Annotated in this window: 23 protein-coding genes; 8 read left to right on the forward strand and 15 right to left on the reverse strand. The window is 59.9% G+C overall.

Annotated elements, in window-relative coordinates; translation table 11 throughout:
• Positions 1-7: 7 nt before the first annotated feature.
• Genes J3P77_RS14500 through J3P77_RS14510 form a run of 3 tightly spaced genes read right to left on the reverse strand, consistent with a single transcriptional unit; the run spans position 8 to position 3,065 of the window.
• Positions 8-1,024 carry a lysylphosphatidylglycerol synthase domain-containing protein gene (locus J3P77_RS14500; protein ID WP_434677299.1) on the reverse strand — a complete coding sequence of 339 codons (1,017 nt, stop codon included), beginning with the start codon at positions 1,022-1,024 and terminating at the stop codon, positions 8-10.
• Positions 1,021-2,283: a cardiolipin synthase ClsB gene (gene clsB / locus J3P77_RS14505; protein WP_434677300.1), complete on the reverse strand. Its 1,263-nt coding sequence runs from the start codon at positions 2,281-2,283 to the stop codon at positions 1,021-1,023. Before clsB ends, J3P77_RS14500 begins: the two co-directional genes overlap by 4 nt.
• On the reverse strand, positions 2,280-3,065 hold the full coding sequence (locus J3P77_RS14510) for an endonuclease/exonuclease/phosphatase family protein (RefSeq protein WP_434677301.1): 786 nt from the start codon (positions 3,063-3,065) through the stop codon (positions 2,280-2,282). Before J3P77_RS14510 ends, clsB begins: the two co-directional genes overlap by 4 nt.
• A 208-nt stretch (positions 3,066-3,273) precedes the next feature.
• On the opposite strand from J3P77_RS14510, the gene J3P77_RS14515 reads away from it, so the two are divergent.
• The 3 genes from J3P77_RS14515 to J3P77_RS14525 all read left to right on the forward strand — a co-directional run bounded on the left by J3P77_RS14515 (position 3,274) and on the right by J3P77_RS14525 (position 4,967).
• Positions 3,274-3,708 (forward strand): hypothetical protein, encoded by a 435-nt coding sequence (locus tag J3P77_RS14515; RefSeq protein WP_434677302.1) that lies wholly within the window; start codon positions 3,274-3,276, stop codon positions 3,706-3,708.
• Positions 3,709-3,774: 66 nt separating this feature from the next.
• Positions 3,775-4,278: a DUF4142 domain-containing protein gene (locus J3P77_RS14520; RefSeq protein WP_434677303.1), complete on the forward strand. Its 504-nt coding sequence runs from the start codon at positions 3,775-3,777 to the stop codon at positions 4,276-4,278.
• A 149-nt stretch (positions 4,279-4,427) separates the two neighbouring features.
• On the forward strand, positions 4,428-4,967 hold the full coding sequence (locus tag J3P77_RS14525) for a cytochrome b (protein ID WP_434677304.1): 540 nt from the start codon (positions 4,428-4,430) through the stop codon (positions 4,965-4,967).
• Between the two features lie 10 nt (positions 4,968-4,977).
• Here the strand turns inward: J3P77_RS14525 and nagZ are convergent, their stop codons facing one another.
• Both nagZ and J3P77_RS14535 read right to left on the reverse strand, forming a co-directional pair.
• Positions 4,978-5,988, reverse strand: coding sequence for a beta-N-acetylhexosaminidase (nagZ, locus tag J3P77_RS14530; protein WP_434677305.1), 1,011 nt, complete (start codon positions 5,986-5,988; stop codon positions 4,978-4,980).
• A gap of 87 nt (positions 5,989-6,075) precedes the next feature.
• Complete coding sequence (locus tag J3P77_RS14535; protein WP_434677306.1) at positions 6,076-6,792, reverse strand: TetR family transcriptional regulator; 717 nt, start codon at positions 6,790-6,792, stop codon at positions 6,076-6,078.
• Between the two features lie 257 nt (positions 6,793-7,049).
• Here J3P77_RS14535 and lexA point away from each other — a divergent pair, with 257 nt between their 5' ends.
• Both lexA and sulA read left to right on the forward strand, forming a co-directional pair.
• Entirely contained in the window at positions 7,050-7,658 is a 609-nt protein-coding gene (gene lexA, locus J3P77_RS14540) for a transcriptional repressor LexA (protein ID WP_434677307.1), read from the forward strand.
• Positions 7,659-7,668: 10 nt separating this feature from the next.
• A complete protein-coding gene (gene sulA, locus J3P77_RS14545; protein WP_434677308.1) occupies positions 7,669-8,139 on the forward strand; it encodes an SOS-induced cell division inhibitor SulA in 471 nt (156 codons plus the stop codon).
• A gap of 14 nt (positions 8,140-8,153) precedes the next feature.
• Here the strand turns inward: sulA and J3P77_RS14550 are convergent, their stop codons facing one another.
• From J3P77_RS14550 to J3P77_RS14580, 7 genes are all read right to left on the reverse strand, one after another.
• Positions 8,154-8,390 (reverse strand): hypothetical protein, encoded by a 237-nt coding sequence (locus J3P77_RS14550; RefSeq protein ID WP_434677309.1) that lies wholly within the window; start codon positions 8,388-8,390, stop codon positions 8,154-8,156.
• A gap of 95 nt (positions 8,391-8,485) precedes the next feature.
• A complete protein-coding gene (locus J3P77_RS14555; RefSeq protein ID WP_434677310.1) occupies positions 8,486-9,010 on the reverse strand; it encodes a DUF6586 family protein in 525 nt (174 codons plus the stop codon).
• Positions 9,011-9,105: 95 nt separating this feature from the next.
• The gene (topA, locus tag J3P77_RS14560; protein WP_434677311.1) at positions 9,106-11,715 is read right to left on the reverse strand and encodes a type I DNA topoisomerase; all 2,610 of its coding nucleotides are present in this window, start codon (positions 11,713-11,715) and stop codon (positions 9,106-9,108) included.
• 113 nt (positions 11,716-11,828) lie between these two features.
• Positions 11,829-12,065 (reverse strand): DUF1653 domain-containing protein, encoded by a 237-nt coding sequence (locus tag J3P77_RS14565; protein ID WP_434677312.1) that lies wholly within the window; start codon positions 12,063-12,065, stop codon positions 11,829-11,831.
• 105 nt (positions 12,066-12,170) lie between these two features.
• Positions 12,171-13,346: an acetyl-CoA C-acyltransferase FadA gene (fadA, locus tag J3P77_RS14570; RefSeq protein WP_434677313.1), complete on the reverse strand. Its 1,176-nt coding sequence runs from the start codon at positions 13,344-13,346 to the stop codon at positions 12,171-12,173.
• Positions 13,347-13,369: 23 nt separating this feature from the next.
• A complete protein-coding gene (fadB, locus tag J3P77_RS14575) occupies positions 13,370-15,517 on the reverse strand; it encodes a fatty acid oxidation complex subunit alpha FadB (protein ID WP_434677314.1) in 2,148 nt (715 codons plus the stop codon).
• Between the two features lie 584 nt (positions 15,518-16,101).
• Positions 16,102-16,539: a hypothetical protein gene (locus J3P77_RS14580; protein ID WP_434682020.1), complete on the reverse strand. Its 438-nt coding sequence runs from the start codon at positions 16,537-16,539 to the stop codon at positions 16,102-16,104.
• Between the two features lie 127 nt (positions 16,540-16,666).
• On the opposite strand from J3P77_RS14580, the gene J3P77_RS14585 reads away from it, so the two are divergent.
• Positions 16,667-17,107, forward strand: coding sequence for a universal stress protein (locus tag J3P77_RS14585; RefSeq protein WP_434677315.1), 441 nt, complete (start codon positions 16,667-16,669; stop codon positions 17,105-17,107).
• Positions 17,108-17,168: 61 nt separating this feature from the next.
• On the opposite strand, the gene J3P77_RS14590 is transcribed toward J3P77_RS14585, so the two are convergent.
• A complete protein-coding gene (locus tag J3P77_RS14590; protein ID WP_434677316.1) occupies positions 17,169-19,079 on the reverse strand; it encodes an ATP-binding cassette domain-containing protein in 1,911 nt (636 codons plus the stop codon).
• 204 nt (positions 19,080-19,283) lie between these two features.
• On the opposite strand from J3P77_RS14590, the gene J3P77_RS14595 reads away from it, so the two are divergent.
• Positions 19,284-21,212 carry a transglycosylase SLT domain-containing protein gene (locus J3P77_RS14595; protein ID WP_434677317.1) on the forward strand — a complete coding sequence of 643 codons (1,929 nt, stop codon included), beginning with the start codon at positions 19,284-19,286 and terminating at the stop codon, positions 21,210-21,212.
• A gap of 188 nt (positions 21,213-21,400) precedes the next feature.
• Here J3P77_RS14595 and J3P77_RS14600 read toward each other — a convergent pair whose 3' ends face one another.
• Together J3P77_RS14600 and J3P77_RS14605 are read right to left on the reverse strand one after the other, a co-directional pair.
• Positions 21,401-22,210, reverse strand: a complete 810-nt coding sequence (locus J3P77_RS14600) for an MOSC domain-containing protein (protein WP_434677318.1) — start codon at positions 22,208-22,210, stop codon at positions 21,401-21,403.
• 112 nt (positions 22,211-22,322) lie between these two features.
• Positions 22,323-23,252 carry a chemotaxis protein CheV gene (locus tag J3P77_RS14605; protein WP_434677319.1) on the reverse strand — a complete coding sequence of 310 codons (930 nt, stop codon included), beginning with the start codon at positions 23,250-23,252 and terminating at the stop codon, positions 22,323-22,325.
• Between the two features lie 561 nt (positions 23,253-23,813).
• On the opposite strand from J3P77_RS14605, the gene J3P77_RS14610 reads away from it, so the two are divergent.
• The gene (locus tag J3P77_RS14610; RefSeq protein WP_434677320.1) at positions 23,814-24,245 is read left to right on the forward strand and encodes a hypothetical protein; all 432 of its coding nucleotides are present in this window, start codon (positions 23,814-23,816) and stop codon (positions 24,243-24,245) included.
• The last annotated feature ends 134 nt before the right edge of the window (positions 24,246-24,379 follow it).

The raw sequence follows: 24,379 nt of genomic DNA on the forward strand, positions 1-24,379 counted from the left end.
CGCCCGATCAGGACGCTCCGTGGTGGTGGGAGCCAGCTCCTTCGTTTGCTCGCTGCTGGTTTTTCTGCCCCATCTTCTTGGCGCGTTTTTCCAGCACCAGGTAGACCACCACGGCAATCAGCAGCGGCAGCAGGAAGTAGATCGCCCGGTAGCCGATCAGCGCAGCGAGCATGCTGCCCTTGGAAAACTGATGAGCCATCAGGGTGATGAAAACTGTCTCCAGAACCCCCAGACCTGCCGGAATGTGAGTCACGACCCCGGCGATGCTACTGATCAGCAGCACGCCAAGAACGGCCGGGTAGAAAGCTTCCTTGGGTAGCAGCGTAAAAATCACCAGCGCCATCAGTGACCAGTTCAGCGCGCCCAGGCAGGCCTGTATCAGCGCTTGTTTGAGCGATGGCAGAGCGATTTCCTGATCGCGAATGGTCCACGACCGACGCTTGGAAAACCGACACGCCAGCAGGTAGGCAAAACATGCCGCCAAGAGCGCAAAGCCTATGAGTTGCAGCGTCGTGGTGCCAATCGACCACTCCTTCGGCAATTCGACAAAACGCATGGAAAACACCGAACCCGCCAGCAGCATATAGCCCAGCCAGTTGGTGATCAGGCTCAGGCTGAGGATGCGGGTAATGGTCGATACGTCGAGCCCGAGGCGCGAGTAGAGCCGGTATCGCAACGCGATGCCGCCGACCCAGGAACTCAAGTTGAGGTTGAACGCGTAACACACGAACGTCACAGGAACGATCTGCTTGATCGACAGTTTGTGGCGCGTGTAATAGCGCGCCAGGATGTCGAATCCGCAATAAGTCAGGTAGCTGGCACAGGCAACAGCGCCCGCGATCAGCAGGGTACTGAGCTTGTAGGATTGCAGCGCGTGCTTGACCTCCTGCCAGTCAAGATTCTTGACCAGCATGAACAACAGCACTGGCACGGCGATGAAGAAGAACGCGTTGAATACGCGCTTGGCCCATTTCCACTTGGTACCGTGACCGCGTTGCGCGGATGCATCTGCGACCTGGGTCATGACAGTTTCTCCTGATCCGGCAGCTCGCGCCGGGCTTGTTGCGCCTCGATGACACTGGCTTCGGGTACGACATCGCCAGCGCGGATCGGCTTCAGCCGCATGCCATGCACCGGGAACAACCCGGCGATGGCCGGGAAGTGACGCAGGAAGTGGAAGCACAGAAAGATCATGGGCGCGCGCCACCATTGCCCTCGGGCCGCACCCTTGAGGCTGATCTGAGTGCTGTGCGCTGCGGCCAGATCGCGTAGATGCTCATGCAGGTGCTGGTTCAGCGCGGGGTCGCGGATGAACAGGTTGGCTTCAAGATTGAGCGCCAGACTGAGCGGGTCCAGGTTGCTGGAACCGACGGTGGACCATTCGTTGTCCATCAGCGCGACCTTGCCATGCAACGCCCGCTGTTTGTATTCATGGATGATCACGCCGTCGCGCAGCAGGTAGGTGTAGGTCAGCCGCGAACAGACCCGAACGAACGGCATGTCCGGTTGGCCCTGAAGAATCAGCGTGACCTTGACCCCGCGACGCGACGCATTGCGCAATTCGCGCAGAAAACGATAACTGGGGAAGAAATAGGCATTGGCAATGGTGATCCGGTGATTCGCCTTGCGAATCGCTTCCAGATAGCACTCCTCGATATCGGTGGTGTGCTCGGCGTTGTCCCGTTCGGCCAGCATCATGCGCGCACTGCCCGCGCGGTCGAGCTTGAGTGGAATCGGCTCCAGCTTGGCGCGCACGCCGGCACTGAGCATGCGTAGCGCGCTGCGGTGAATGTCGGCGATGATCGGACCGCGTACCAACACCGCGTAATCCTGCTTGGCGGTCAGACCGGTGTCGGTCATGTGATCAACGCTGTAGTTGATCCCGCCAATGAATCCCAGCTCGCCATCGATCACTACCACCTTGCGGTGCAAGCGACGGAACAGGTTGGTACGCATGCCCATCAGCCGAGGACGCGGGTCGAACAACTGGATCTGCACGCCGGCATCGATCATGGCCCGCACGAATGCCGAACTCAGGTCGGAGGTGCCATAGTCGTCGACGGTCACCACCACCCGCGCGCCATTGTTGGCGGCCTGGATCAGCGCTTTCTGCAGGCCCTCGCCGATACGGTCCTCGAAAATGATGAAGGTCTCGACCAGCACTTCCTTGCGTGCCGCTCGAATGCATTCGAAGACACGGGTGTAGAAATCCTCGCCATTGATCAATAGCTCGACGGAATTACCGTCGACCCACTGTCCCTGTCGGTCGGCATTGTTTGTCATAAGGTCACCTCCACCGCCAGCGGTGCATGATCGGAAAGATGGGACCACGGACGATTGCACAGCACTCTGGGCCGATGAGTCGTCGCGTTGCGTACGTAAATCCGGTCGAGCCGTAATAAAGGCCAGCGCGCCGGAAAGCTTTTGGCTGGTGCGCCAAAGCGCTGGACGAAGACCTCGTGCAGGCCAGTGCCCTGCAGGTACTTGTCAGCACGCTGCCGCCAGTCGTTGAAATCACCAGCAACGATCACCGGCGCGTCGGCAGGCAGACGTGCCATCAGGTCCGCCAGTAACTTGAGCTGTTCGCGACGGTGATTTTCCATCAATCCCAGATGCACACATATCGCATGGACCTCACCAGAATCCGGGACGTCCAGCACGCAATGCAGCAGGCCGCGCTCTTCCGTACCGTGAATGGAAATATCAAGATTTTCGTGACGCAGGATCGTGTACTTGGACAGCACGGCGTTGCCGTGATCGCCTTCCGGATAGACCGCATTGCGGCCGTAGGCGAAGTCGCTCCACATGCTGTCGGCAAGAAACTCGTACTGGGAAATGGTCGGCCAACCCTGGACTCGTGCCGCGTGACTCTGGTGCTCGCCATGTACTTCCTGCAGGAACACCACATCGGCCGAAACGCTTCGCACCGCTTCGCGCAGCTCGGGCAAGATGAAACGGCGATTGAAGATGCCAAAGCCCATGTGCATGTTCATGGTCAGGATATTCATCGAAACACCGGCCGATACCGGCTTGATCTCGCCGACAGGCGTATTGGCACTGGTCAAGACTCGCTCCTTCATCACTGTTCACGTCATATGAAGCCTGCGGCGCGTACAGGTTCCATTACAGCGCGTCGCCCGGGCGCTGGCAGTGCCGCGCCACGCCGAACCTGGCAGCACATCTCGGTCCGTTCGTCATCTGCGCCGGAACTTCGACCCGGCGCGCCATTCCGACTTACCAACAGCGGTTCTATAACAACCGGGGACCAACCCGATGAACCTCAAAACCTGCATTGCCTTGACCAGTTGCCTAAGTTGCACATTTGCCTACGGTGAAGCCTGTGACGTGACGACCCGGCCTGCCAGCCAGCAACTGCCAGTGATCCAGCCCCACACCTGTTACGAATACAAAGGCATCGCGCCAGGCGCCATTGACTGGTCGTGCAGTAACGAGGACAAGGGCGCCACCCCCACCGAGAAACGCAAAGTCGACTCCTGCCCGTCGGGCGCGGTTGCATCATGCACGGCCACTTTGACTCAGGAGACGCTTGCCAACGAGCGCTCGGCGAGCAAGGACTCGGGCCAGAACACCGTGCAAGTGCCGGACGGCGCGCAGTTGATCACCTGGTATTACGAGCTGCAGGAACAGGCGCAGGCGCGAATCGACTGCGAACAGGCAGGCGGCAGGTTCAACTACCCGCTCAAGTGACTCAGCCAGCAGATCACGTTCGAAAGACCATCCGATAACCGTTGTTCCCTTCCGGAGAGCAGTACCATGAAGCAGCTCACTCCACTGTTGCGCTCTACAGCCCTCGCACTGGTCATCGGCATCACCGCCGCCAATGCCTATGCGGTCTCGCCACGAGCTTTCGTTGAAAACGCATCCGAAAAAGGCATGGCCGAGATCGAGAACGGCAAGCTTGCGGTGCAGAAAAGCCAGTCCGCCGATATCAGGAAATTTGCCCAGATGATGATCGATGATCATCAGGCTACCAACGACGAACTCATGCAGCTGGCAAGTCAGCTCAGACTGCCGCCCTCGGACGAAGCGGCCATGATGGACCGGGTCAAGAAAATGGTTCTGGAGTATCGCGAGAGTTCATTCGACAAGGCTTACGCCAATAATCAGGTCAGCGCCCACGAGCAGACAGTCGAGTTGTTCAAGGAGCAGGCCGAAGACCCGGACGTCCCTCCTCTGCAGGAGTTCGCGAAGAAACATCTCCCCAGGCTCGAAGCCCATCTTGAGGAGGCAAAGAAGCTGCAGGCGGCTCATCCTTGAGGATGGCGCTGATACGGGGTCAGCGGTCACATATCGCAATGCGCTCTGCTTGACGCCTGACAGGCAAGCGCTGCGTCACTAGACTAGGTGCGCAGCGCCGGCCCGACGTCGTCTGGAGCCAGGCAAGACCAGAGACAAGGATATCGACCGTGGATTCGCCTCATCTTCAACGCTATAGCCCTAAAGCACGCAGGCTTCACTGGATCATGGCGGTGCTCATCGTGCTCGCCTATGCCCTGATACTCAGCCGCACCCAATTCAGCCGTGGCTCGGATTACCGGATACTGGTCGTGCAGAGTCACTTCTGGGTGGGAATACTCATACTGCTGATGACATTCATGCGGGTGTCCGAGCGCCGCAAACATACGCCCCCAGGCATCACGCCGCCACTGCAAGGCATTCTGCAGAAAGTGGCAACGCTGTCCCATTACGCGCTCTATGCATTCCTTTTCGTTCAGCCCGTGCTCGGGCTGCTCACGGTACTGGTCGAAAAAGGAGCGTTGCCGATTCCGCTGACATCATGGCAAATACCTTCGCCCTTCCAGACTTCGGACCGTGTGGCGGAGTCATTCGAGGATCTGCATAAACTGCTGGCCACGATCTTCTATTACGTGATCGGCCTGCATGTGGTGGCCGCGCTGTGGCATCACTGGATACGCAAGGACAATGCGCTCCAGCGGATGCTCTGACAGCGCCGGCTCAGCCGATCAGTTCGGCGCCGCGTAACGCCTGAAGCGCGGCGAGCCAGCGCGGGTACTGACGATATTCGGTCGAGGCATCTGCCTGTCCGCGCATGCGGGCGATACGCGCCGACGGTTTGACCTTCAATCGTTGCGCGGCGCTGAGCGCCAGCTCGGCCGCGGCGCGGTCATTGCACACCAGCCCCATGTCACAACCGGCAGACAGCGCGGCTTCGATTCGGCTTGCGGCGTCGCCGACCACATGTGCGCCGGCCATGGACAGATCGTCGCTGAAGATCACGCCTTCGAATTTCAGTTCATTGCGCAGAATGTCCTGCAGCCAGCGGCGAGAAAAGCCGGCCGGTTGCGCATCAACCTGCGGGTAGATGACATGTGCGGGCATGACGGCCGCCAACTGCTTGCTCAACCGGGCAAAAGGCACCAGGTCGTGTGCGCGGATCTGCTCCAGACTGCGTTCGTCGGTGGGGATGGCTACGTGGGAGTCAGCTTCCGCCCAGCCGTGTCCGGGGAAGTGCTTGCCGGTTGCGGCCATGCCAGCGGCGTTCATACCCTTGATGAACGCCCCGGCCAACTGCGCGGCGCGCTCCGGATCGCCCTCGAATGCTCGCGTGCCGACCACAGCGCTGCGCTCGTGATCCAGGTCCAGAACGGGAGCAAAGCTCAAATCAAGGCCCACTGCGAGGACTTCAGTCGCCATCAGCCAGCCGCAATGCTCAGCCAGCACAAGCGCGTCCTTTCGATCAGCGATGGCGCGCATCGCCGGCAAACGGACGAACCCCTGACGCAGGCGCTGAACCCGCCCGCCTTCCTGATCCACCGCCAGCAGAAGGTCCGGCCGAATGGCGCGAATTGATGCGCTCAGCTCCCTCACCTGACGGGGATGCTCGATGTTACGGGCAAAAATGATCAGGCCGCCCACCTCGGGCTGGCGCAGTAGCTGACGATCTTCCGCAGTCAACCACGTGCCGGCCACGTCGACCATCAGCGAACCTTGAAGGCCATAACTCATAGATAAACCCTTACACCAGAGGCGAACCAAATGCGCGCATGGTGCTTGATCATGACGCCGGGTGCAATGCGGCTCGGCGAGGCCAGGTCAGGCCTTTGCCACCTGTGGCGCAGCCGGGCTGGTTTTGCTGCGCGGCTTAAGCTGAGCCGTGATCATTGCGCTATCGGTCACGCCGGTCTCGGCGCGCATGCCCGCGGCGAGAAACGGCACCATCAGCCGCATGACCTGCTCGATGGAAGTGTTGACGCCAAAATCGTTCTCGGCGATGGCGCGCAGGGCCTTGATGCCGGACATGCTGAACGCCGCCGCGCCAAGCATGAAATGCACGCGCCAGAACAGTTCTATGGGAGGAATGCGCGGTGCTGCTTCGTTGACCAGAACCATGTAGCGACGGAAAACCTTGCCGTACATGTCTTCCAGATAACGGCGCAAATGGCCCTGGCTCTGGCTGAATGCCAAGCCAAGCAGACGCATGAAAATGGACAGGTCATTGCCACTGCGAGGCTGCACCACCAGAGCCTGCTCGACGAGAATCTCCAGCAGTTCTTCAAGCGAAGGCTTGTGCTCGGGGCGGGCCTGACGGCGTTCCAGCTCACGGTCGAGACTGATACAGAAAGGGCCAAGGAACCGGGAAAACACGGCTTGAATCAGCGCCTTCTTGGAGCCGAAATGGTAATTCACGGCCGCCAGATTGACCGATGCCTTGCTGGTGATCAAACGCAAGGATGTTTCAGCAAAACCTTTCTCCGCGAACAACTGCTCGGCGGCATCAAGGATGCGTTCAACCGTTTCTGACTGTGCCATGGCTCTCTGCCTAACAAACGAACGTTTGAAACATACGTATCAGCCGGGTTGATTGTCAAGCAAACCCGTTCATTTCGTGGCCGTACAGTCACTGTATCAACCGGTGACTGCCGGACTGCAATCACAAGACCGTTATTCCAGACGTCTGCGGCGATTCGGGGTGTGACCGCCCGGCGGCAAAAATGAAAACGTCGATTGCCAATGCGCCTTCACTGTATATAATCCCAGTCACTGTATAAAAAGACAGAGCGCTCGACATGATCAAACTGACGCCACGCCAGGCCGAAATCCTCGGCTTCATCAAACGCTGTCTTGAAGACAACGGCTATCCGCCGACTCGTGCGGAAATTGCCCAGGAACTGGGCTTCAAATCGCCCAATGCCGCGGAAGAACATCTCAAGGCTCTCGCTCGCAAGGGCGCCATCGAAATGACTCCCGGTGCGTCACGCGGCATCCGAATCCCCGGCTTCGAGCCCAAGCCCGACGACAGCAGCCTGCCCGTCATTGGCCGGGTCGCTGCCGGTGCGCCGATTCTGGCTCAGCAGCATATCGAAGAATCCTGCAACATCAATCCGGCGTTTTTTCATCCCAACGCCGACTACCTGCTGCGCGTGCACGGCATGAGCATGAAGGATATCGGCATCCTGGACGGTGATCTACTGGCGGTCCACACCACTCGCGAGGCGCGCAACGGCCAGATCGTGGTAGCTCGCATCGGCGACGAGGTGACGGTCAAGCGCTTCAAGCGTGAGGGAAGCAAGGTGTGGCTGCTGGCTGAGAACAAGGATTTCGCACCTATAGAGGTGGACCTCAAGGACCAGGAATTTGTCATCGAAGGGTTGAGCGTTGGCGTCATTCGTCGCTAAGGAGACGTTTATGCAGTTTCACCAGACACCGCAAGCGCAGTTACCGCTGTTCGAAGCGTTCATGGCTCAGCCAATCGCTCCGATCATCAATGAAATCGCTGAAAATCCCTGGGGTTACGAACCGGATGCGTTCAGCGAGCTGTCGTTTCGCGGTGCGCCGGGGAACTGCCTGAACCTGCTGGCACCCATCCTGCGAGAGTTGAGCGAAGAAGCCGACGCCCGTTGGCTGACGCTTATCGCCCCACCTGCGAGTCTCACCCAGGCGCGGCTGAGAGCAGCCGGAGTGAATCGTGAGCGAATTCTTGTGTTGCAGCCTCGCGGCACGCAAAGCGCGCTGGAGCTGACACGAGAAGCGCTTCGATTGGGCCGTAGCCATACGGTGGTGAGCTGGATCAATCCGCTGACATCCGCTGCGCGCCAGCAGCTGATCAGCGCCGCACGGATCGGGGATGCGCAAAGCCTGAACATCCGGCTGGGCTGAAAGCCCGCCGGGCGTCAGTGCAGAATGCGCGGCCCGGTTTCGTCCTTGTCGATTTCGCCGTCCGCCAGGCGGCCGGCCATTTGCACACCCACGCTCAACATGGCCTTCGCCACTTCAACGTGCTGGCCCTGCATGAATGCTTTGGCATCGTCGGAAAAATCCAGAGTCACGAGTGACCCCTCATCGTCCGCGCGGCGCAGCTCGATACGGCCATCGGGTAATTCGACAATTTCAAGAAAAGAGGTAGGCATCAGGACAGGTACTCCACGAAAGACGAGCATTGTACCAGCCTGTACACGAATTGATCAGAGCTTTTGGGCCAATGAAACCGGGTTTCAGACGAACCTTAACATTCGCTCAGACCTTCGCGGAATCGAACCGCCAGGCTTTTGAGTTGCTGGCGCCAGCTTTCCAATTCGTCACGCGTGAGGCCTGCCTGCGGCGGCTCGTCATCCAGATTGACCGCGACGATCATTGGCTGGGTAACATCGCCTTTGGGCGGCTTGGGCGCACGAGGCGGCTGGAAAAGGGCGTTGTAAGCCGTAAGCAGCTGCGCCAGCCAGGTTTCGCGGTTCTGCGCCAGCTCTACAAGCTCAGCAAGCTCTGGAATCGCGACAGTATCGAGCACGTCCCGATTCAGCAGCATTTCCGCACGAGGCGCGCCCGCCTGCGGCAGGCGATAGAAACCCGCGATCTCGTGGCATAGCCCCAGCAGTGCGCCATACAGATGAAAGAGCGCTGACTCGCGCTCGGCCTGCAATAGCGCCTGAGCATTCATCGCCAGACCTTTTTCAGCCCTGCCCAGCGCGTCAAGGGCAAGCCCGGCGAAATAGATCTTCTGATTGGTACGGGTGTAGAGCTCATGAGCCATGACGAGTCCCTCCAAAGCAAACAGATACAACAACCAGCGTGGAATTTCCGGCCCGCCTGACGAGGCGTCCGACATGAGTGCCGGACGCCTGGCGATCAGCGCTTGTCTTCGACCTTCCAGGTGCCGCCGTCATAGAACGCGCGCCAGCCGGTCGGCTTGCCTTCGACCTCGGTCTGCACATATTGCTCTTTGGTCTTGCGGCTGTAACGGATAACCGCCGGCCGACCGTCCGGATCCTTCTGTGGCGCTTCGCACAGGAAGTGATACTTCGGATCGATCTCAGCTTTGTGCGGCAGAATTTCGATGACCAGCGGCGCACGGGTTTCGCGGTTCTTCGGGAACTGGCTTGCGGCCAGAAACAGCCCTGAAGCGCCATCGCGCAGCACGTAGGTGTCGTCGACCTTGTCGCACTTGAGCTCCGGCATTTTTACCGGATCCATCTTCGGCGGCGCGGCATCACCGCTCTTGAGCAGCTTGCGGGTGTTCTTGCAATCCGGATTGGTGCAACCGAAGAACTTGCCGAAACGGCCGGTCTTGAGCTGCATTTCACTGCCGCACTTGTCGCATTCAAGGCTAGGACCTTCGTAGCCCTTGATGCGGTAAGTGCCCTCTTCGATCTCGTAGCCGGTGCAGTCCGGATTGTTGCCGCAGATATGCAGCTTGTGCTTCTCGTCCAGCAGGTACGCGTCCATCGCGGTGCTGCAGATCGGGCAACGGTGCTTGCCACGCAGCACGCGCGACTCGGACTCGCCTTCATCGTCCTCGGCGATCTCGTCGCCGGGGGTGAGATTGATAGTCGCCTTGCAGCGCTCTTTAGGCGGCAGGCTGTAGCCTGAGCAGCCCAGGAACACGCCGGTCGAAGCCGTACGGATCTGCATCGGACGACCACAGACCTTGCATGGAATGTCGGTCATGACCGGCTGGTTGGCGCGCATGCCACCGTCCGCCGCTTCGGCTACTTCCAGCTTCTTGCGGAAATCACCGTAGAACTCGTCCAGCACGCTTTTCCAGTCACGCTCGCCCTGGGCCACGTCGTCGAGATTTTCTTCCATCCCGGCGGTGAAGCCGTAGTCCATCAGATTGGGGAAGCTTTCGCCCAGACGACCGGTGACGATATCGCCCATCTTTTCCGAATAGAAGCGACGGTTGTGCAGCGCCACATAGCCGCGATCCTGGATGGTCGAAATGATCGCCGCATAGGTCGATGGGCGACCGATGCCACGCTTTTCCATCTCCTTGACCAGGCTGGCTTCGGAATAACGCGCAGGCGGCTTGGTGAAATGCTGGCTAGGATCGAGCTTGACCAGGCTGAGTTTTTCGCCCTGCGCCATGTCCGGCAGTACACCGTCGTCGCCCGGCTTGGTCATCTGCGGCAGTACACGGGTGTAGCCGTCAAATTTGAGGATCCGGCCCTTGGCGCGCAGCTCGAAGTCGCCTGCGGCAACGCTCACGGTGGTCGACAAATACTGGGCAGGCGGCATCTGGCAGGCTACGAACTGACGCCAGATCAGTTCGTAGAGACGCTCGGCATCGCGCTCCATACCCGACAGCTTGGCCGGATCGGTGTTGACGTCGGACGGGCGAATGGCTTCGTGAGCCTCTTGTGCGCCTTCCTTGCTGCTGTAGACGATCGGCGCTTCGGGCAGGTACTTCTTGCCGAACTGCGATTCGATGTAGTCGCGCGCCATGCTGACCGCGTCGGCAGACAGGTTCGTCGAGTCGGTACGCATGTAGGTGATGTAACCCGCTTCATACAAGCGCTGGGCCATCATCATGGTCTTTTTCACGCCGAAGCCCAGGCGGTTGCTCGCGGCCTGCTGCAGGGTTGACGTGATGAACGGCGCGGATGGTTTGCTGCTGGTCGGCTTGTCTTCGCGCTTGACGATGCTGTAGCTGGAGGCTTTCAGCTTGTCGAGGGCAGCCATGGCCTGCGCTTCGTTGAGCGGCTTGAAGGCTTCGCCATTCTCGCGGGCAACCTCGAAACGCACATTGGCGCCCTTGGCAGTGCCCAGGTCGGCGTGAATTTCCCAGTACTCTTCAGGATTGAAGGCGCGGATTTCCCGCTCGCGCTCCACGACCAGCTTCACTGCCACCGACTGTACGCGACCGGCGGACAGACCACGCGCGACCTTCTGCCAGAGCAGCGGCGAAACCATGTAACCTACGACGCGATCCAGGAAACGACGTGCCTGCTGGGCGTTGACCCGCGCAATGTCGAGTTCGCCCGGAGTGGAAAACGCTTCCTGGATGGCTTTTTTGGTGATCTCGTTGAACACCACTCGCTTGTAACGGTTGTCGTCGCCGCCAATGGCCTCGCGCAGGTGCCAGGCGATGGCTTCCCCTTCGCGGTCCAAGTCCGTTGCCAGATAAATGGTGTCGGCATCCTTGGCGAGCTTGCGAAGCTCTTCGATCACCTTCTCCTTGCCGGGAAGGATTTCGTACTTGGCCTTCCAGCCGTGCTCGGGGTCGACACCCATACGCGACACCAGCTGACGCTGCGCCTTTTCCTTGGGGGTCAGTACCGGGCCCTCGCCCGCAGCGGCCTTGCCGCGCTTGGCAGGTTCTTTGGCAGCACTGGCCGAACCGCTGGTGGGCAGGTCTCGGATATGGCCGATACTCGACTTCACCACGTATTGGTTGCCCAAATACTTGTTGATGGTCTTGGCCTTAGCCGGGGATTCCACGATGACCAGCGATTTGCCCATGGATCAGAAAATTCCTGAATACTAGATGAAAGACAGAGTGGAGCTTGTAGAGGCCACGCTATATATAGTGGCTACAAGGTGAGGTCAAGCACGAGCTGTTGTGCGGTGCAGCCTCAAGGCCGGGAAAACAGACTGGCTTCGGCCGTGACCAAAGCAAAGCGCGGGACCTGTTCGCCGTCAACCTCGACGGACTCCAGGAACATGCTCAAAGGCCGGACCCACATGCCGTAATCGCCGTAAAGTGCCTGATAGAACACCACTTCCTCTTCAGTCTCCGAATGCCGGGCGATACTGAATACCCGATACTCGGGGCCTTTATAGTGGCGGTAGACTCCAGGTTGAAGTTGCATGCGGTAGACCTCGGACACAGGTTCAAAAACAAATGGTAAAAAATACCGTTTTCCCAAAATACAAAAGCCGGGGCATCGAGCCCCGGCTTGTGTCACCAGAACCTGTCAGACCCGTTCGAAAACGGTGGCGATGCCCTGACCTAGCCCGATGCACATGGTCGAAACCCCGAGGGTCCCGCCGTTCTGTTTCATTACATTGAGCAAGGTACCGGAAATTCTCGCTCCGGAACACCCGAACGGGTGTCCCAGGGCAATCGCGCCGCCATGCAGGTTAACCTTCTCATTCATCTTGTCGAGCACTTTCAGATCCTTGAGCACTGGCAGGGCCTGTGCGGCGAAGGCTTCGTTGAGCTCGAAGAAGTCGATGTCGGAGATGGACAGGCCTGCGCGCTTGAGCGCCTTCTGGGTGGCCGGAACCGGACCGTAACCCATGATTGCAGGGTCGACGCCGGCCACCGCCATCGAGCGAATCACCGCCATCGGCTGGATGCCGAGGTCCTGAGCACGCTGCGCAGACATCACGATCATGCAGGATGCGCCGTCGGTGATCTGCGAAGACGTACCGGCCGTCACGGTCCCGCCTTTGGGGTTGAAGGCGGGCTTGAGCGCGGCGAGGCTTTCCAGCGTGGTGTCCGGACGAATGGTTTCGTCGTAATCGAAGACTTTCAGGAAGCCGTCTTCGTCGTAACCCTGCATCGGGATGATCTCATCCTTGAACTTGCCTTCCAGCGTTGCCTTGTGAGCAAGCTGGTGGGAGCGCAGGCCGAAAGCGTCCTGCTGTTCGCGGGTGATACCGTGCATCTTGCCGAGCATTTCGGCCGTCAGGCCCATCATGCCCGATGCCTTGGCCGCGTACAGGGACAGGTGCGGATTGGGATCCACGCCATGCATCATGCTGACGTGGCCCATGTGCTCGACGCCGCCGATGACGAACACGTCGCCGTTGCCGGTCATGATTGCCTGGGCTGCGGTGTGCAGCGCGCTCATCGACGAACCGCACAGACGGCTAACGGTCTGCGCAGCCGATGTGTGCGGGATCTGGGTCAGCAACGACGCCATGCGCGCGATGTTCCAGCCCTGCTCCAGGGTCTGGTTCACGCAGCCCCAGATCACGTCTTCGACTTCGGCCGGGTCGACCTTGCTGTTGCGCTCCAGCAGTTTGCTGATCAGGTGCGCCGACATGTCTTCGGCGCGGGTGTTGCGGTGCATGCCGCCTTTGGAGCGGCCCATCGGGGTGCGACCGAAGTCGACAATCACGACGTCTCTTGGATTCAAGCTCATACGTTCATTCCTCAGAAAGGCGCTTAACCGAAGAAGCTCCGGCCTTTTTCAGCCATTTCGCGCAGCTTCGCGGTCGGTTGGTACAAGGCGCCCAGCTCGGCATATTGGTCAGCGAGGGCAACGAATTCGGCGACGCCGATCGAATCGATGTAACGCAGCGCGCCACCACGGAACGGAGGGAAACCGATGCCGTAGATCAGGCCCATGTCGGCTTCGGCGGCGGTTTCGACGATGCCGTCTTCAAGGCAGCGCACAGTCTCCATGCACAGCGGGATCATCATCCAGTTGATGATGTCTTCGTCGGTCACTTCGCGCTGCTCGTAGACGATCGGCTTGAGCACATCGAGCACCGCCGGGTCGTTAACCTTTTTAGGTTTGCCCTTCTTGTCCGTCTCGTAGGAATAGAAGCCTTTGCCGTTCTTCTGACCCAGGCGCTTGGCTTCGTACAGCACATCGATGGCGGAGCGGCGGTCATCCTTCATGCGGTCCGGGAAACCTTCCGCCATGACGTCACGGCCGTGGTGGCCGGTGTCGATACCGACAACGTCCATGAGGTACGCCGGGCCCATCGGCCAGCCGAATTTCTCCATCACTTTGTCGATGCGGACAAAGTCCACACCAGCGCTGACCAGTTTGGCGAAACCGCCGAAATACGGGAACAGCACGCGGTTGACCAGAAAGCCCGGGCAGTCGTTGACCACGATCGGGTTCTTGCCCATCTTCTTGGCGTAGGCCACGGTGGTCGCCACCGCCTCTTCGCTGGATTTCTCGCCGCGAATGACTTCGACCAGCGGCATCATGTGCACCGGGTTGAAGAAGTGCATACCAACGAAGTTTTCCGGGCGCTTGAGCGCCTGCGCCAACAGGCTGATGGAAATGGTCGAGGTGTTGGACGCCAGGATCGTGCCTTCGGCAACCTGGGCTTCGACTTCAGCCAGTACCGCCTGCTTGACCTTGGGGTTCTCAACCACGGCTTCGACCACCAGGTCGACGTTGCCGAAATCGCCGTAGGACAGCGTCGGGCGAATCGCGTTGAGCGCTTCAGCCATCTTCGCCGGGGTCAGACGGCCTTTCTCGACACGGTTACCCAGCAATTTGGACGCTTCGTTGAGGCCCAACTGAATGGCTTCCTCGCGAATGTCCTTCATCAGGATCGGCGTGCCCTTGACCGCTGACTGGTAGGCAATGCCGCCGCCCATGATGCCGGCGCCGAGTACTGCGGCCTGCTTCACATCTCGGGCGACTTCGTCGTAAGCCTTGGCCTTGCGCTTGAGCTCCTGGTCGTTGAGAAACAGACCGATCAGGCTCTGGGCGGCCGAAGTCTTGGCCATCTTCACAAAGCCCGCGGCCTCGATTTCGAGCGCCTTGTCACGGCCGAAATTGGCGGCTTTCTGGATGGTCTTGATGGCTTCAACCGGCGCCGGGTAGTTCGGGCCGGCCTGGCCTGCCACGAAACCCTTGGCCGTCTCGAACGTCATCATCTGCTCGATAGGGTTGAGCTTGAGCTTGTCGAGCTTGGGCTGGCGCTTGGCCTTGAAGTCGAATTCGCCGGAGATGGCACGCTTGATCAGGTCCAGCGCCGCGGCGCGAAGCTTCTCGGGGGCGACCACGGCATCCACCGCGCTGACTTTCAGCGCATCTTCAGCGCTGTTTTCCTTGCCCGAAGCAATCCACTCGATGGCGTTATCGGCGCCGATCAGGCGGGGCAGGCGTACGGTGCCGCCAAAGCCGGGGTACAGGCCAAGCTTGACTTCCGGAAGACCGATTTTGGCGGTGCTGGACATGACCCGGTAATCGGCTGCGAGACACATCTCCAGCCCGCCACCCAGCGCGAGGCCGTTGATGGCGACAACGGTAGGCACGCCCAAGTCTTCGAAATCGCTGAAAATGCGATTGGCTTCCAGGTTGCCCGCCGTCAGTTCGGCTTCCGGCAGCTTGAAATTGTCGACGAACTCGGTGATGTCGGCACCGACGATGAACACGTCCTTGCCGCTGCTGACAATCACACCCTTGACGGACGAATCAGCCTTGAGAGTATCCACGACCTGGCGCAATTCGTTGAGGGTGAGACGGTTGAACTTGTTGACGGACTCACCCTTGAGGTCGAAATTCAATTCGACGATGCCACTTTCAAGAGCCTTAACCGTGATGGCTTTACCTTCGTAAATCATCAACTGATCTCCAGTATGGAAGCTGAACAATACTCACCCGACGTGACCGTCGAATGAGACTACGACGTCGCCGTCGATGAACACGCCAAATCACAAGCACACCCGCCGACGTGGTAGCCAGGATTCTGTCAGAGCCGTCTGACGCCCAAACACTCGATTCATACGGCCGTTTGATTTGGTACGCACACCATCCGGCAAAACCGGATGATTGTCAATTCACCGAAATATCAATAAACACGGTCGACTGCCGTTTGCGCCAGACAAATTGCGAGCGTACGGCCAAGTCTGATTCAGCTTCATTCATGGGAGTGATAATGCCAAGCTGGACCCAAAGCCTGCGCTGGCAGCGCACCGTTAAGGGTCAGCAGGAGAAAAAATCGAGGCGCCGCGCGACAAGACGGAGCAGAGCGTCTAGAGTCAGCGCACTGTGCCCGGCGGCATATCCACGCGCCGCGCGTCTGCGCTGGCTCGGCATTGCACCGTCCAGCGACATTGGTTAACGGCCTGCCTGGCCAACCCCGGCCCGATGTTGCTATCGGGCTTTTTAATGCCCGGGTTTCAGTGGCGAGGCTGCGGAGAAACCATCACGCCAGCGCCTTCAGAACGGCGCTGATCCGGTGCAGCACTTCGGGCTCGCCCTTCTCGGCCCAGTACAGAGCGATCATCTGCGCGTCGGCCTCAACCTTGTAAACGTCGCCCGGCAGACTGTCGAAATGCGCCATAAGAAGCGGATCTTCACACGGCTCGCGCCAGCGATTAAGCCACTTGCCCGGCTCGCTCTGCCAGTACGCCCAACTGGCAGGCTGAGCACTCCGGCGCGGCCGGTGGTACTGCGCGCAAGGGTTCGGCGGCTGTCTGGATAGCCAGTGCGGCCACTCCTGAGGAGCCAGCTGCATAGCCAACCCCATGCGCCGCGCCTCCATACGCAAAGCCATTTTTCCGCTCGCATGACGCGAAGGTCGCAGCCAGACCAATGGGCTCAACATCACACAAATGATTGACAGAACTATCCAGACCGTCATATTTCTTGCCCCCGCCCGCAGGCTGCAAACAACATTACAGAAAACAAAGGCTTGCACGAGGCTCTGCCCAGATGCGCGGGAAAGAGCCATACTCATCACCATCGCAATCCTCCCGGAGGACATCCCCATGTCGTATCAACATATTCTGGTTGCCATTGACCTCACCGAAGAGTGTGACCCGGTCATCCGCCGCGCTCGTGAGTTGGCGCAAGCCAGCGACGCGACACTGTCGATGGTGCATATCGTTGAGCCTATGGCCATGGCCTTCGGCGGCGATGTCCCCATGGATCTTTCGCAACTGCAACAGCAGCAGTTCGATCAGGCCAAGGAAAAGCTGGAGAAGCTCAAGCTCAAATACCCTGACATGAAAGCCGGCGAAAGCCACCTGGTGTATGGCCAGCCGCGTCAGGAAATCCACCAGCTGGCCAAAAACCAGCAATGCGACCTGATCGTGGTGGGCAGCCACGGTCGCCACGGCCTGGCCCTGCTGCTCGGTTCGACCGCCAACGACGTGCTGCATGGCGCACCTTGTGACGTGCTGGCCGTACGCCTGAAAAAACCCGAATAAGCCAGCGTCAACAGCGAAAAGCCCGGGCAGGACCCGGGCTTTTGCTGCAGCGCGAAGACGATTACTCGTCCAGTTCTGCCCAACGCTCCATCAGCGCATCCAGCTCGCCCTGAAGGTTTTCGACCTGGGCCAGCACCGCTGTGGTTTGCTCGGCCGGGCGCTGATAGAAGCCCGGCTCGGCCATTTCAGCGGTCAGCGCGGCCATCTTCGCCTCAACAGCGTCGATCTGACCGGGCAGCGCTTCAAGCTCACGTTGCTGCTTGTAGCTGAGTTTCTTTTTCGCCACGGGCATTTCCTGCGCGGCGACCGGAGCGGCCTGAACCACAGCGCTCGCCAGCTCGGCCTTGCCCGACTTGGTGTCGGTCACGCCCAGCAGACGTGGCGAACCGCCCTGACGCAGCCAGTCCTGATAACCGCCGACGTACTCACGTACCTTGCCTTCCCCTTCGAACACCAGGGTGCTGGTGACGACGTTGTCCAGGAATGCCCGGTCGTGGCTGACCATCAGCACAGTGCCTTTGAAGGTCAGCAGCACTTCTTCCAGCAACTCCAGGGTTTCCACGTCCAGGTCGTTGGTGGGTTCGTCGAGCACCAGCAGGTTCGCCGGCTTGCTGAACAGCTTGGCCAGCAGCAGACGCGCGCGCTCACCACCCGACAGCGCCTTGACCGGCGTGCGCGCACGTTGCGGGCTGAACAGGAAATCGCCCAGGTAGCTCAGAACATGGCGGCTCTGACCGTCGATATCGATGAAATCGCGCCCTTCGGCCACGTTGTCGATCACGGTCTTTTCCAGATCGAGCTGGTGACGCAGCTGGTCGAAGTAGGCAACGTCTAGACGTGTCCCGACCTCGACCTTGCCCGAGGTCGGCTGCAGATTGTCGAGCATCAGTTTGAGCAGCGTCGTCTTGCCGGTGCCGTTCGCGCCCAGCAGACCGATGCGGTCCTCGCGTTGCAGGACCATGGAGAAGTCCTTGATCAGCGTCGGCCCGCCCGGATGCGCGAAGCTGACGTTGTCCAGAACCATCACCTGCTTGCCGGATTTTTCCGCCGTGTCAAGCTGAATGTTGGCCTTGCCGGTGCGCTCGCGCCGTTCGCTACGCTCGACGCGCAGCGCCTTCAGGGCGCGGACGCGGCCTTCGTTACGGGTCCGGCGGGCCTTGATGCCCTGACGAATCCAGACTTCTTCCTGGGCCAGACGCTTGTCGAACAGGGCGTTGGCGGTTTCTTCGGCCGCCAGTGCGGCTTCCTTGTGGACGAGGAAGCTGGCGTAGTCACCGTTCCAGTCAATCAGGCCGCCACGGTCCAGTTCCAGAATGCGTGTTGCCAGGTTCTGCAGGAATGCCCGGTCGTGCGTGATGAACAGCACGGCGCCCTGGAAATCCTTGAGCGCTTCTTCGAGCCAGGCAATAGCGCCGATGTCCAGATGGTTGGTCGGTTCGTCGAGCAGCAGCAGATCGGGCTCGGACACCAGTGCCTGGGCCAGCAGTACGCGACGGCGCCAGCCGCCGGACAATTCGGCCAGAGTCTTGTCGGCCGGCAGCTGCAGGCGGCTCAGAGTGCTTTCGACCAACTGCTGCAGGCGCCAGCCGTCGCGGGCTTCGAGATCCTGCTGCACATGCATCAACTTGTTGAGGTCTTCCTCGGTCACGCAGTTCTGGGCGAGATGGTGATACTCGGCAAGCAGCGCGCCGACGCCGTCCAGGCCCTCGGCGACCACGTCGAACACGCTCCGCCCGTCGGCTACCGGCAATTCCTGCGGCAATTCACCGATCTTCAGACCAGGCGCACGCCACACCGCGCCGTCGTCGGGCTTCTGCACACCTTTGACCAGCTTCAACATGCTGGATTTGCCAGTGCCATTGCGGCCGATGATACACACCCGCTCACCACGGGCGATCTGCCAGGACACCTTGTCCAACAACGGCATGGCGCCGAACGCAAGGGACACATCGCTGAATTTGAGCAGGGTCATGAGCTTCTCCAAAAACCGGGCGCGCATTCTACCCGAGATAGCCATCGAATGTCGGGATTCGTCCATGAGTTGGACGCATGGTGTGCTCCCTTATAACGTTCAATTATTTCGACATGAGTCATGCCGACCGCGAGTGCTTTCACCCCGAGCTGGCAAAAGGCTAAGCTAGCGGCACTTTTCACGACCCCTCTGCCCGGAAGTCTCATGCGCAGTCGTTTGTTCAGCTTCATCTCGTGCCTGCTCCTCTCTGCTTCCGCCGTCCAGTACGCTCACGCGGTCGACATCACCCAACAGCGCAGATATTACGACGAAGCCAAACGCGCTTTGGCCAAAGGCGATTCGGGGCCCTACCGGATGTACAGCGCGGCGCTTGCCGATTACCCGCTGGAGCCCTATCTCAAATACGACGAACTGACCGCGCGTCTGAAAACTGCCAGCAATGCGGAGATCGAGCGCTTTCTCGCCGCACACGGCGACCTGCCACAGGCCAACTGGATGAAATTGCGCTGGCTGCGCTGGCTGGCGGAACGCGGCGACTGGCAGACCTTCAATCGTTATTACGATCCGAAGATGAATTTCCTCGAGCTCGATTGCCTGCACGGTCAGTACCTGCTCAGCAACAACAAGCGCGCCGAAGGCTATGCCAGCGCCGAAAAACTCTGGATGACAGGCAAGACGCTGCCTGCCGCGTGCGACGGCTTCTTCGCGCAGTGGGCAGCGGCCGGCCAGTTGACCGAAGAAAAACGCTGGCAGCGCGCCAAGCTGGCGGCCCAGACGCGCAACTTCGGCCTGGCCAACACGCTGGTCAACAGCCTCAATTCCCTTGCGCCGCAAGGCAAACTGCTGCTGGCCGTCGCGCAAAAGCCCGAAATGGTCGAAAACCCGGGGCAATTCACGCCGGTGGACGAAGCGATGTCCGACGTTGTCGGCCTCGGCCTGCGCCGACTGGCCCGACAGGATCCGCAAAAAGCCCTGTCGATGCTCGACAGTTATGCCGCGACCATGCACTTCTCCCGCGAAGAGCAAGTGGAAATTGCCCGTGAGATCGGCCTGACACTGGCGCGCCGTTATGACGGCCGTGCGCTGGAAGTCATGACCCGGTACGACCCGGATCTGCGTGACAACACGGTGACCGAATGGCGCCTGCGTCTGCTGTTGCGCCTGGGTCGCTGGCAGGACGCCTATGAACTTGCCCGCCGCCTGCCGACCGATCTGGCCGGCACCAATCGCTGGAAGTACTGGGAAGCGCGTGCGCTGGAGCTGGCGCAGCCGGGCAATCCGCTGATTCCGGCACTGTACAAGGACGTCGCCAAAGAGCGCGACTTCTACGGATTTCTGGCGGCGGATCGAACCAAGACCTCCTATTCGCTCAACAACAAGCCGCTGGCGCTCAGTCCTGCGCTGATCAATAAGGTGCGCAATACGCCTGGCGTGCGCCGGGCGCTGGAATTTCACAATCGGGGCGAAATCGTCGACGGTCGTCGCGAATGGTATTACGTCAGCCGCCAGTTCAACCGCGATGAGATGGTCGCCCAGGCCAAGATCGCCTATGACCTGAAGTGGTACTTCCCGGCGATCCGCACCATCAGCCAGGCGCAGTACTGGGACGACCTGGATATCCGCTTCCCGATGGCCCACCGCGACACTCTGGTACGCGAGGCCAAGGTGCGCGGTCTGCATTCGAGCTGGGTGTTTGCCATCACCCGCCAGGAAAGCGCATTCATGGACGATGCTCGTTCGGGCGTGGGCGCCAGCGGTCTGATGCAACTAATGCCGGCCACCGCCAAGGAAACCGCGCGCAAGTTCAGCATTCCGCTGGCCTCCCCGCAGCAAGTACTGGACCCGGACACCAATATCCAGCTGGGTGCCGCGTACCTGAGCACGGTTCACGGTCAGTTCAACGGCAACCGGGTGCTCGCTTCGGCGGCATATAACGCCGGGCCCGGCCGGGTTCGCCAGTGGCTCAAGGGCGCCAATCACCTGGCCTTCGATGTATGGGTGGAAAGCATTCCGTTCGATGAGACGCGCCAGTACGTGCAGAACGTCCTGTCGTATTCAGTCATCTACGGCCAGAAGCTCAACTCGCCGCAGCCGCTGGTGGACTGGCACGAGCGCTTCTTCGACGATCTTTGACGAGCCGGCCTCATCGCCAGCAAGCTGGCTCCCACACAAACCAAGCTGCGCGCGAGACGGCAATGCGGCGCGAACTTGTGGGAGGCAGCTTGCTGGCGATGAGGCAGGTACATCCACCCAGGATTAGCTGGCTGCGGTGCCGCCGTCGCGAGCAAGCTCCCTCCCACGGTTATGCGCCGCGCTGACATCTACTCCAGAACCTCCACCGGCATACCCACTTCCAGCTCCCCTGTCCCGTTGCTCACCACGTTCTGCCCGAACATCACGCCGCCTTCGGCTTCGCGATAAGTCCTGAGGGTGGCGAAAGGTTCGCGGTCTTCGCTGCGCTCGCCGGTAGCGGGATCGATGGTAGTGAGGATGCAACGGGCGCACGGCTTGACCAGACGGAATTCGATTGCACCGATGCGGATACGCTTCCAGCCATCCTCGGCGAAGGCGCCAGCGCCTTCCACCACCAGGTTGGGCCTGAAGCGCAGCATCTCCACTGGTCGTCCGATTCGTGCCGACAGGTCGTCGAGCGAGCCCTGACCGATCAACAGCAAGGGAAACCCGTCGGCGAACGCGACTTTGTCATGCACCGTTCCGTATTGATCAGCCAGCGGGCGGGCACGTGGCAAGGGCGCATGTACGACGCGGACAGGCTTGCCGATGAAGTCAGTGGCCCACTGCGCCGCCTCTTCACCTGCATCCGGCACTTGCCAGGTGTCGCGCCACAACGTCACGCCACGCAAAGTGGATTCTTCGTTGGCCGGCACCGCGACATCCAGCGGCTGCATGCCGGGCGCGGAAAATGTCACGCCGCCCGCGGTGTTCCACAGCACGGATAACCGGGACATCTGCGGCAGGACGCGCTGGGTGAGGAATCGACCGTTGCTGGCATCGACCAGCATCCAGCGGCGATCACCCGCCAGCCCCAGTTCGTCGAACGTCGCGCGCTGAAGTACTTCGGGTTTGCAGGATTTGAGGGGAAAGCGATAGAGGGCGCTGAGACGTAGCATGACCGGTTCCTTGGCGACGCGGACAAACGTGGCATGAGTGCCAGAGCTTATACGAGCCGCCGTCGGTCGGCACCCTTGTTCCGGGAGAGAGTCCGGCAGACGCCAGCTTTCGTCAGCTTGTGACCATCAACAGACGCTCACGCACCACTTCGACCAGTTTGTCCGGCTGGAACTTGGAAAGGAAATTGTCGCAGCCAACCTTCTTGACCATCGATTCGTTGAAGCTGCCGGACAGCGACGTATGCAGCACGATGTACAGCGCACGCAACCGAGGATCGTTACGGATCTCGGTGGTCAGACGGTAGCCATCCATCTCGGGCATTTCGGCGTCGGTAAAGACCATCAGCAGTTTCTGATGCACGTCTTCGCCAGCGTCTGCCCACGACTTGAGCAGATTCAGCGCTTTGAGGCCGTCGCTGGCGACATGCAGCTTGAGACCCAGCTGGGACAGGGTATCGCGCAATTGAGCCAGCGCGACCTTGGAATCATCGACCAGCAACACTTCGCGCCCGCGTGCACGCTCCAGCACCGGGTCTTCGAGTTTTTCGCGGGAAACCTTGGCGTTGTAAGGCACGATTTCCGCAAGTACCTTTTCAACGTCGATGATTTCCACCAACTGGTCATCGACCTTACTGATGGCAGTCAGATAATGCTGACGACCGGCGCTTGCCGGCGGTGGCATGATGGCGTCCCAGTTCATGTTGACGATGCGATCGACGCCGCCTACCAGAAATGCCTGCACCGACCGGTTGTATTCGGTGACGATGATGGTGCTGCCAGGGCCGGGCACCAATGGTCGCATGCCAATGGCCTGGGAAAGATCGATTACCGGCAGTGTCTGGCCGCGCAGATTGACCACGCCGCAAACGAAGGAATGTCGCTGAGGCATCAGGGTCAGCTTGGGCAGCTGCAGCACTTCCTGTACCTTGAACACGTTGATCGCAAAAAGCTGCCGACCCGCAAGGCGAAACATGAGGATTTCCAGGCGATTCTCGCCCACCAGCTGTGTGCGTTGGTCTACTGTGTCGAGAATGCCAGCCATTTTAGCTCCAGAAGCGTTTGATCGGTGAGTCAGCCTTTCCTGTATCGGCTGAAACAGGCCGGACCTTAATGACGAAAATGCCGCCGGCGGTCATTGATATCACATTAACATCATGATCTACTGCTGTCGCATCTCATCGGCGTTTCACCAGCGCCGGCAGTCGCTCTTCTGCGCCGGCAAAGCGTTATGCCTCTAAGGGCAACCCTGAGCGCCCATCAGGGCAGTCCTGATATTCTCCCCAAGTATTTGCCACTATTGTGACGCCATTCTCATTTGCATGAATGGAGTCAGGCTTTTGTCCGCTTTACAGAATCCGCCATCGACCTGCCTTTCAGCACGCCCCGCTTTCCGCGGAGGGCCGGATATTGCCCGGCGAAAGTGCGTGGCAGAGTGTTGCGGACCTGACCAAGAATCGGTTGTCCGCACTGCGCAATATCAGTGTGCCATCAGATTTGTAAATTCAGAAACAACCTACAGACAATCGTTTCAAATCAACGTTAACTGTCAGCCGTTCACCGCTAACGAAACTAACTCGCTGCCCTCGATGCGTGGAGAGAAAGGATGTTGAACAGTAACGATTGGCAGAAGACATACGGCCAGTTCTTGATCGAATCCCAGGCGTTGCTGCACAAATCCGAAGAATGCCTCTCGCACCTGGAACTGATCGGCGACGACGAAGACGCCGTCCGCTGCCTGCTCGCCACCCTTGACCGACTTGCCAGCGAGGCGGACCGGGCCTCCATCGAGTGCATCGCCGATTTCTGCCGCAAGCTGGTCCGGGTGCTGGACGCCAGCGCTTCAGCGGGCAGCCTGTGTCAGGACTCACTGCAGACGCTGCGCAGCTGCCTGACGCTGGTGTCGTGGCAGCTGGAGTTTATCGATCCCAATACCGGCGAGCTGTCCATGGACAGTGAAGAGCAGCAGGAACTGCTGGAAAGGCTGGCCGCCATTTCGGAGCTGAACGACGCTTCTCCGGATTGCGCCCTCAAATAAACCCGTGCGCTTTTTTGTCGCATGGCTAAACGACATCCAGGATGGCGAGGCGTCTACCCGGGGAACCGTGATGGGCAATTCCCTCAAAAGCGCAGTTCCAAAAATCTTTTCAACTCAAACAGCAAGTTATTACA

Origin of the sequence: Pseudomonas sp. R1-18 (assembly GCF_051132095.1) — a bacterium.
Taxonomy (GTDB): Bacteria; Pseudomonadota; Gammaproteobacteria; order Pseudomonadales; family Pseudomonadaceae; genus Aquipseudomonas.

Coding starts and splice junctions, on each gene's coding strand:
- J3P77_RS14500 (WP_434677299.1), bottom strand. CDS start 1,024: ATGACCCAGGTCGCAGATGCATCCGCGCAACGCGGTCACGGTACCAAG.
- clsB (WP_434677300.1), bottom strand. CDS start 2,283: ATGACAAACAATGCCGACCGACAGGGACAGTGGGTCGACGGTAATTCC.
- J3P77_RS14515 (WP_434677302.1), top strand. CDS start 3,274: ATGAACCTCAAAACCTGCATTGCCTTGACCAGTTGCCTAAGTTGCACA.
- J3P77_RS14520 (WP_434677303.1), top strand. CDS start 3,775: ATGAAGCAGCTCACTCCACTGTTGCGCTCTACAGCCCTCGCACTGGTC.
- nagZ (WP_434677305.1), bottom strand. CDS start 5,988: ATGAGTTATGGCCTTCAAGGTTCGCTGATGGTCGACGTGGCCGGCACG.
- J3P77_RS14535 (WP_434677306.1), bottom strand. CDS start 6,792: ATGGCACAGTCAGAAACGGTTGAACGCATCCTTGATGCCGCCGAGCAG.
- lexA (WP_434677307.1), top strand. CDS start 7,050: ATGATCAAACTGACGCCACGCCAGGCCGAAATCCTCGGCTTCATCAAA.
- sulA (WP_434677308.1), top strand. CDS start 7,669: ATGCAGTTTCACCAGACACCGCAAGCGCAGTTACCGCTGTTCGAAGCG.
- J3P77_RS14550 (WP_434677309.1), bottom strand. CDS start 8,390: ATGCCTACCTCTTTTCTTGAAATTGTCGAATTACCCGATGGCCGTATC.
- J3P77_RS14555 (WP_434677310.1), bottom strand. CDS start 9,010: ATGGCTCATGAGCTCTACACCCGTACCAATCAGAAGATCTATTTCGCC.
- topA (WP_434677311.1), bottom strand. CDS start 11,715: ATGGGCAAATCGCTGGTCATCGTGGAATCCCCGGCTAAGGCCAAGACC.
- J3P77_RS14565 (WP_434677312.1), bottom strand. CDS start 12,065: ATGCAACTTCAACCTGGAGTCTACCGCCACTATAAAGGCCCCGAGTAT.
- fadA (WP_434677313.1), bottom strand. CDS start 13,346: ATGAGCTTGAATCCAAGAGACGTCGTGATTGTCGACTTCGGTCGCACC.
- fadB (WP_434677314.1), bottom strand. CDS start 15,517: ATGATTTACGAAGGTAAAGCCATCACGGTTAAGGCTCTTGAAAGTGGC.
- J3P77_RS14580 (WP_434682020.1), bottom strand. CDS start 16,539: ATGACGGTCTGGATAGTTCTGTCAATCATTTGTGTGATGTTGAGCCCA.
- J3P77_RS14585 (WP_434677315.1), top strand. CDS start 16,667: ATGTCGTATCAACATATTCTGGTTGCCATTGACCTCACCGAAGAGTGT.
- J3P77_RS14590 (WP_434677316.1), bottom strand. CDS start 19,079: ATGACCCTGCTCAAATTCAGCGATGTGTCCCTTGCGTTCGGCGCCATG.
- J3P77_RS14595 (WP_434677317.1), top strand. CDS start 19,284: ATGCGCAGTCGTTTGTTCAGCTTCATCTCGTGCCTGCTCCTCTCTGCT.
- J3P77_RS14600 (WP_434677318.1), bottom strand. CDS start 22,210: ATGCTACGTCTCAGCGCCCTCTATCGCTTTCCCCTCAAATCCTGCAAA.
- J3P77_RS14605 (WP_434677319.1), bottom strand. CDS start 23,252: ATGGCTGGCATTCTCGACACAGTAGACCAACGCACACAGCTGGTGGGC.
- J3P77_RS14610 (WP_434677320.1), top strand. CDS start 23,814: ATGTTGAACAGTAACGATTGGCAGAAGACATACGGCCAGTTCTTGATC.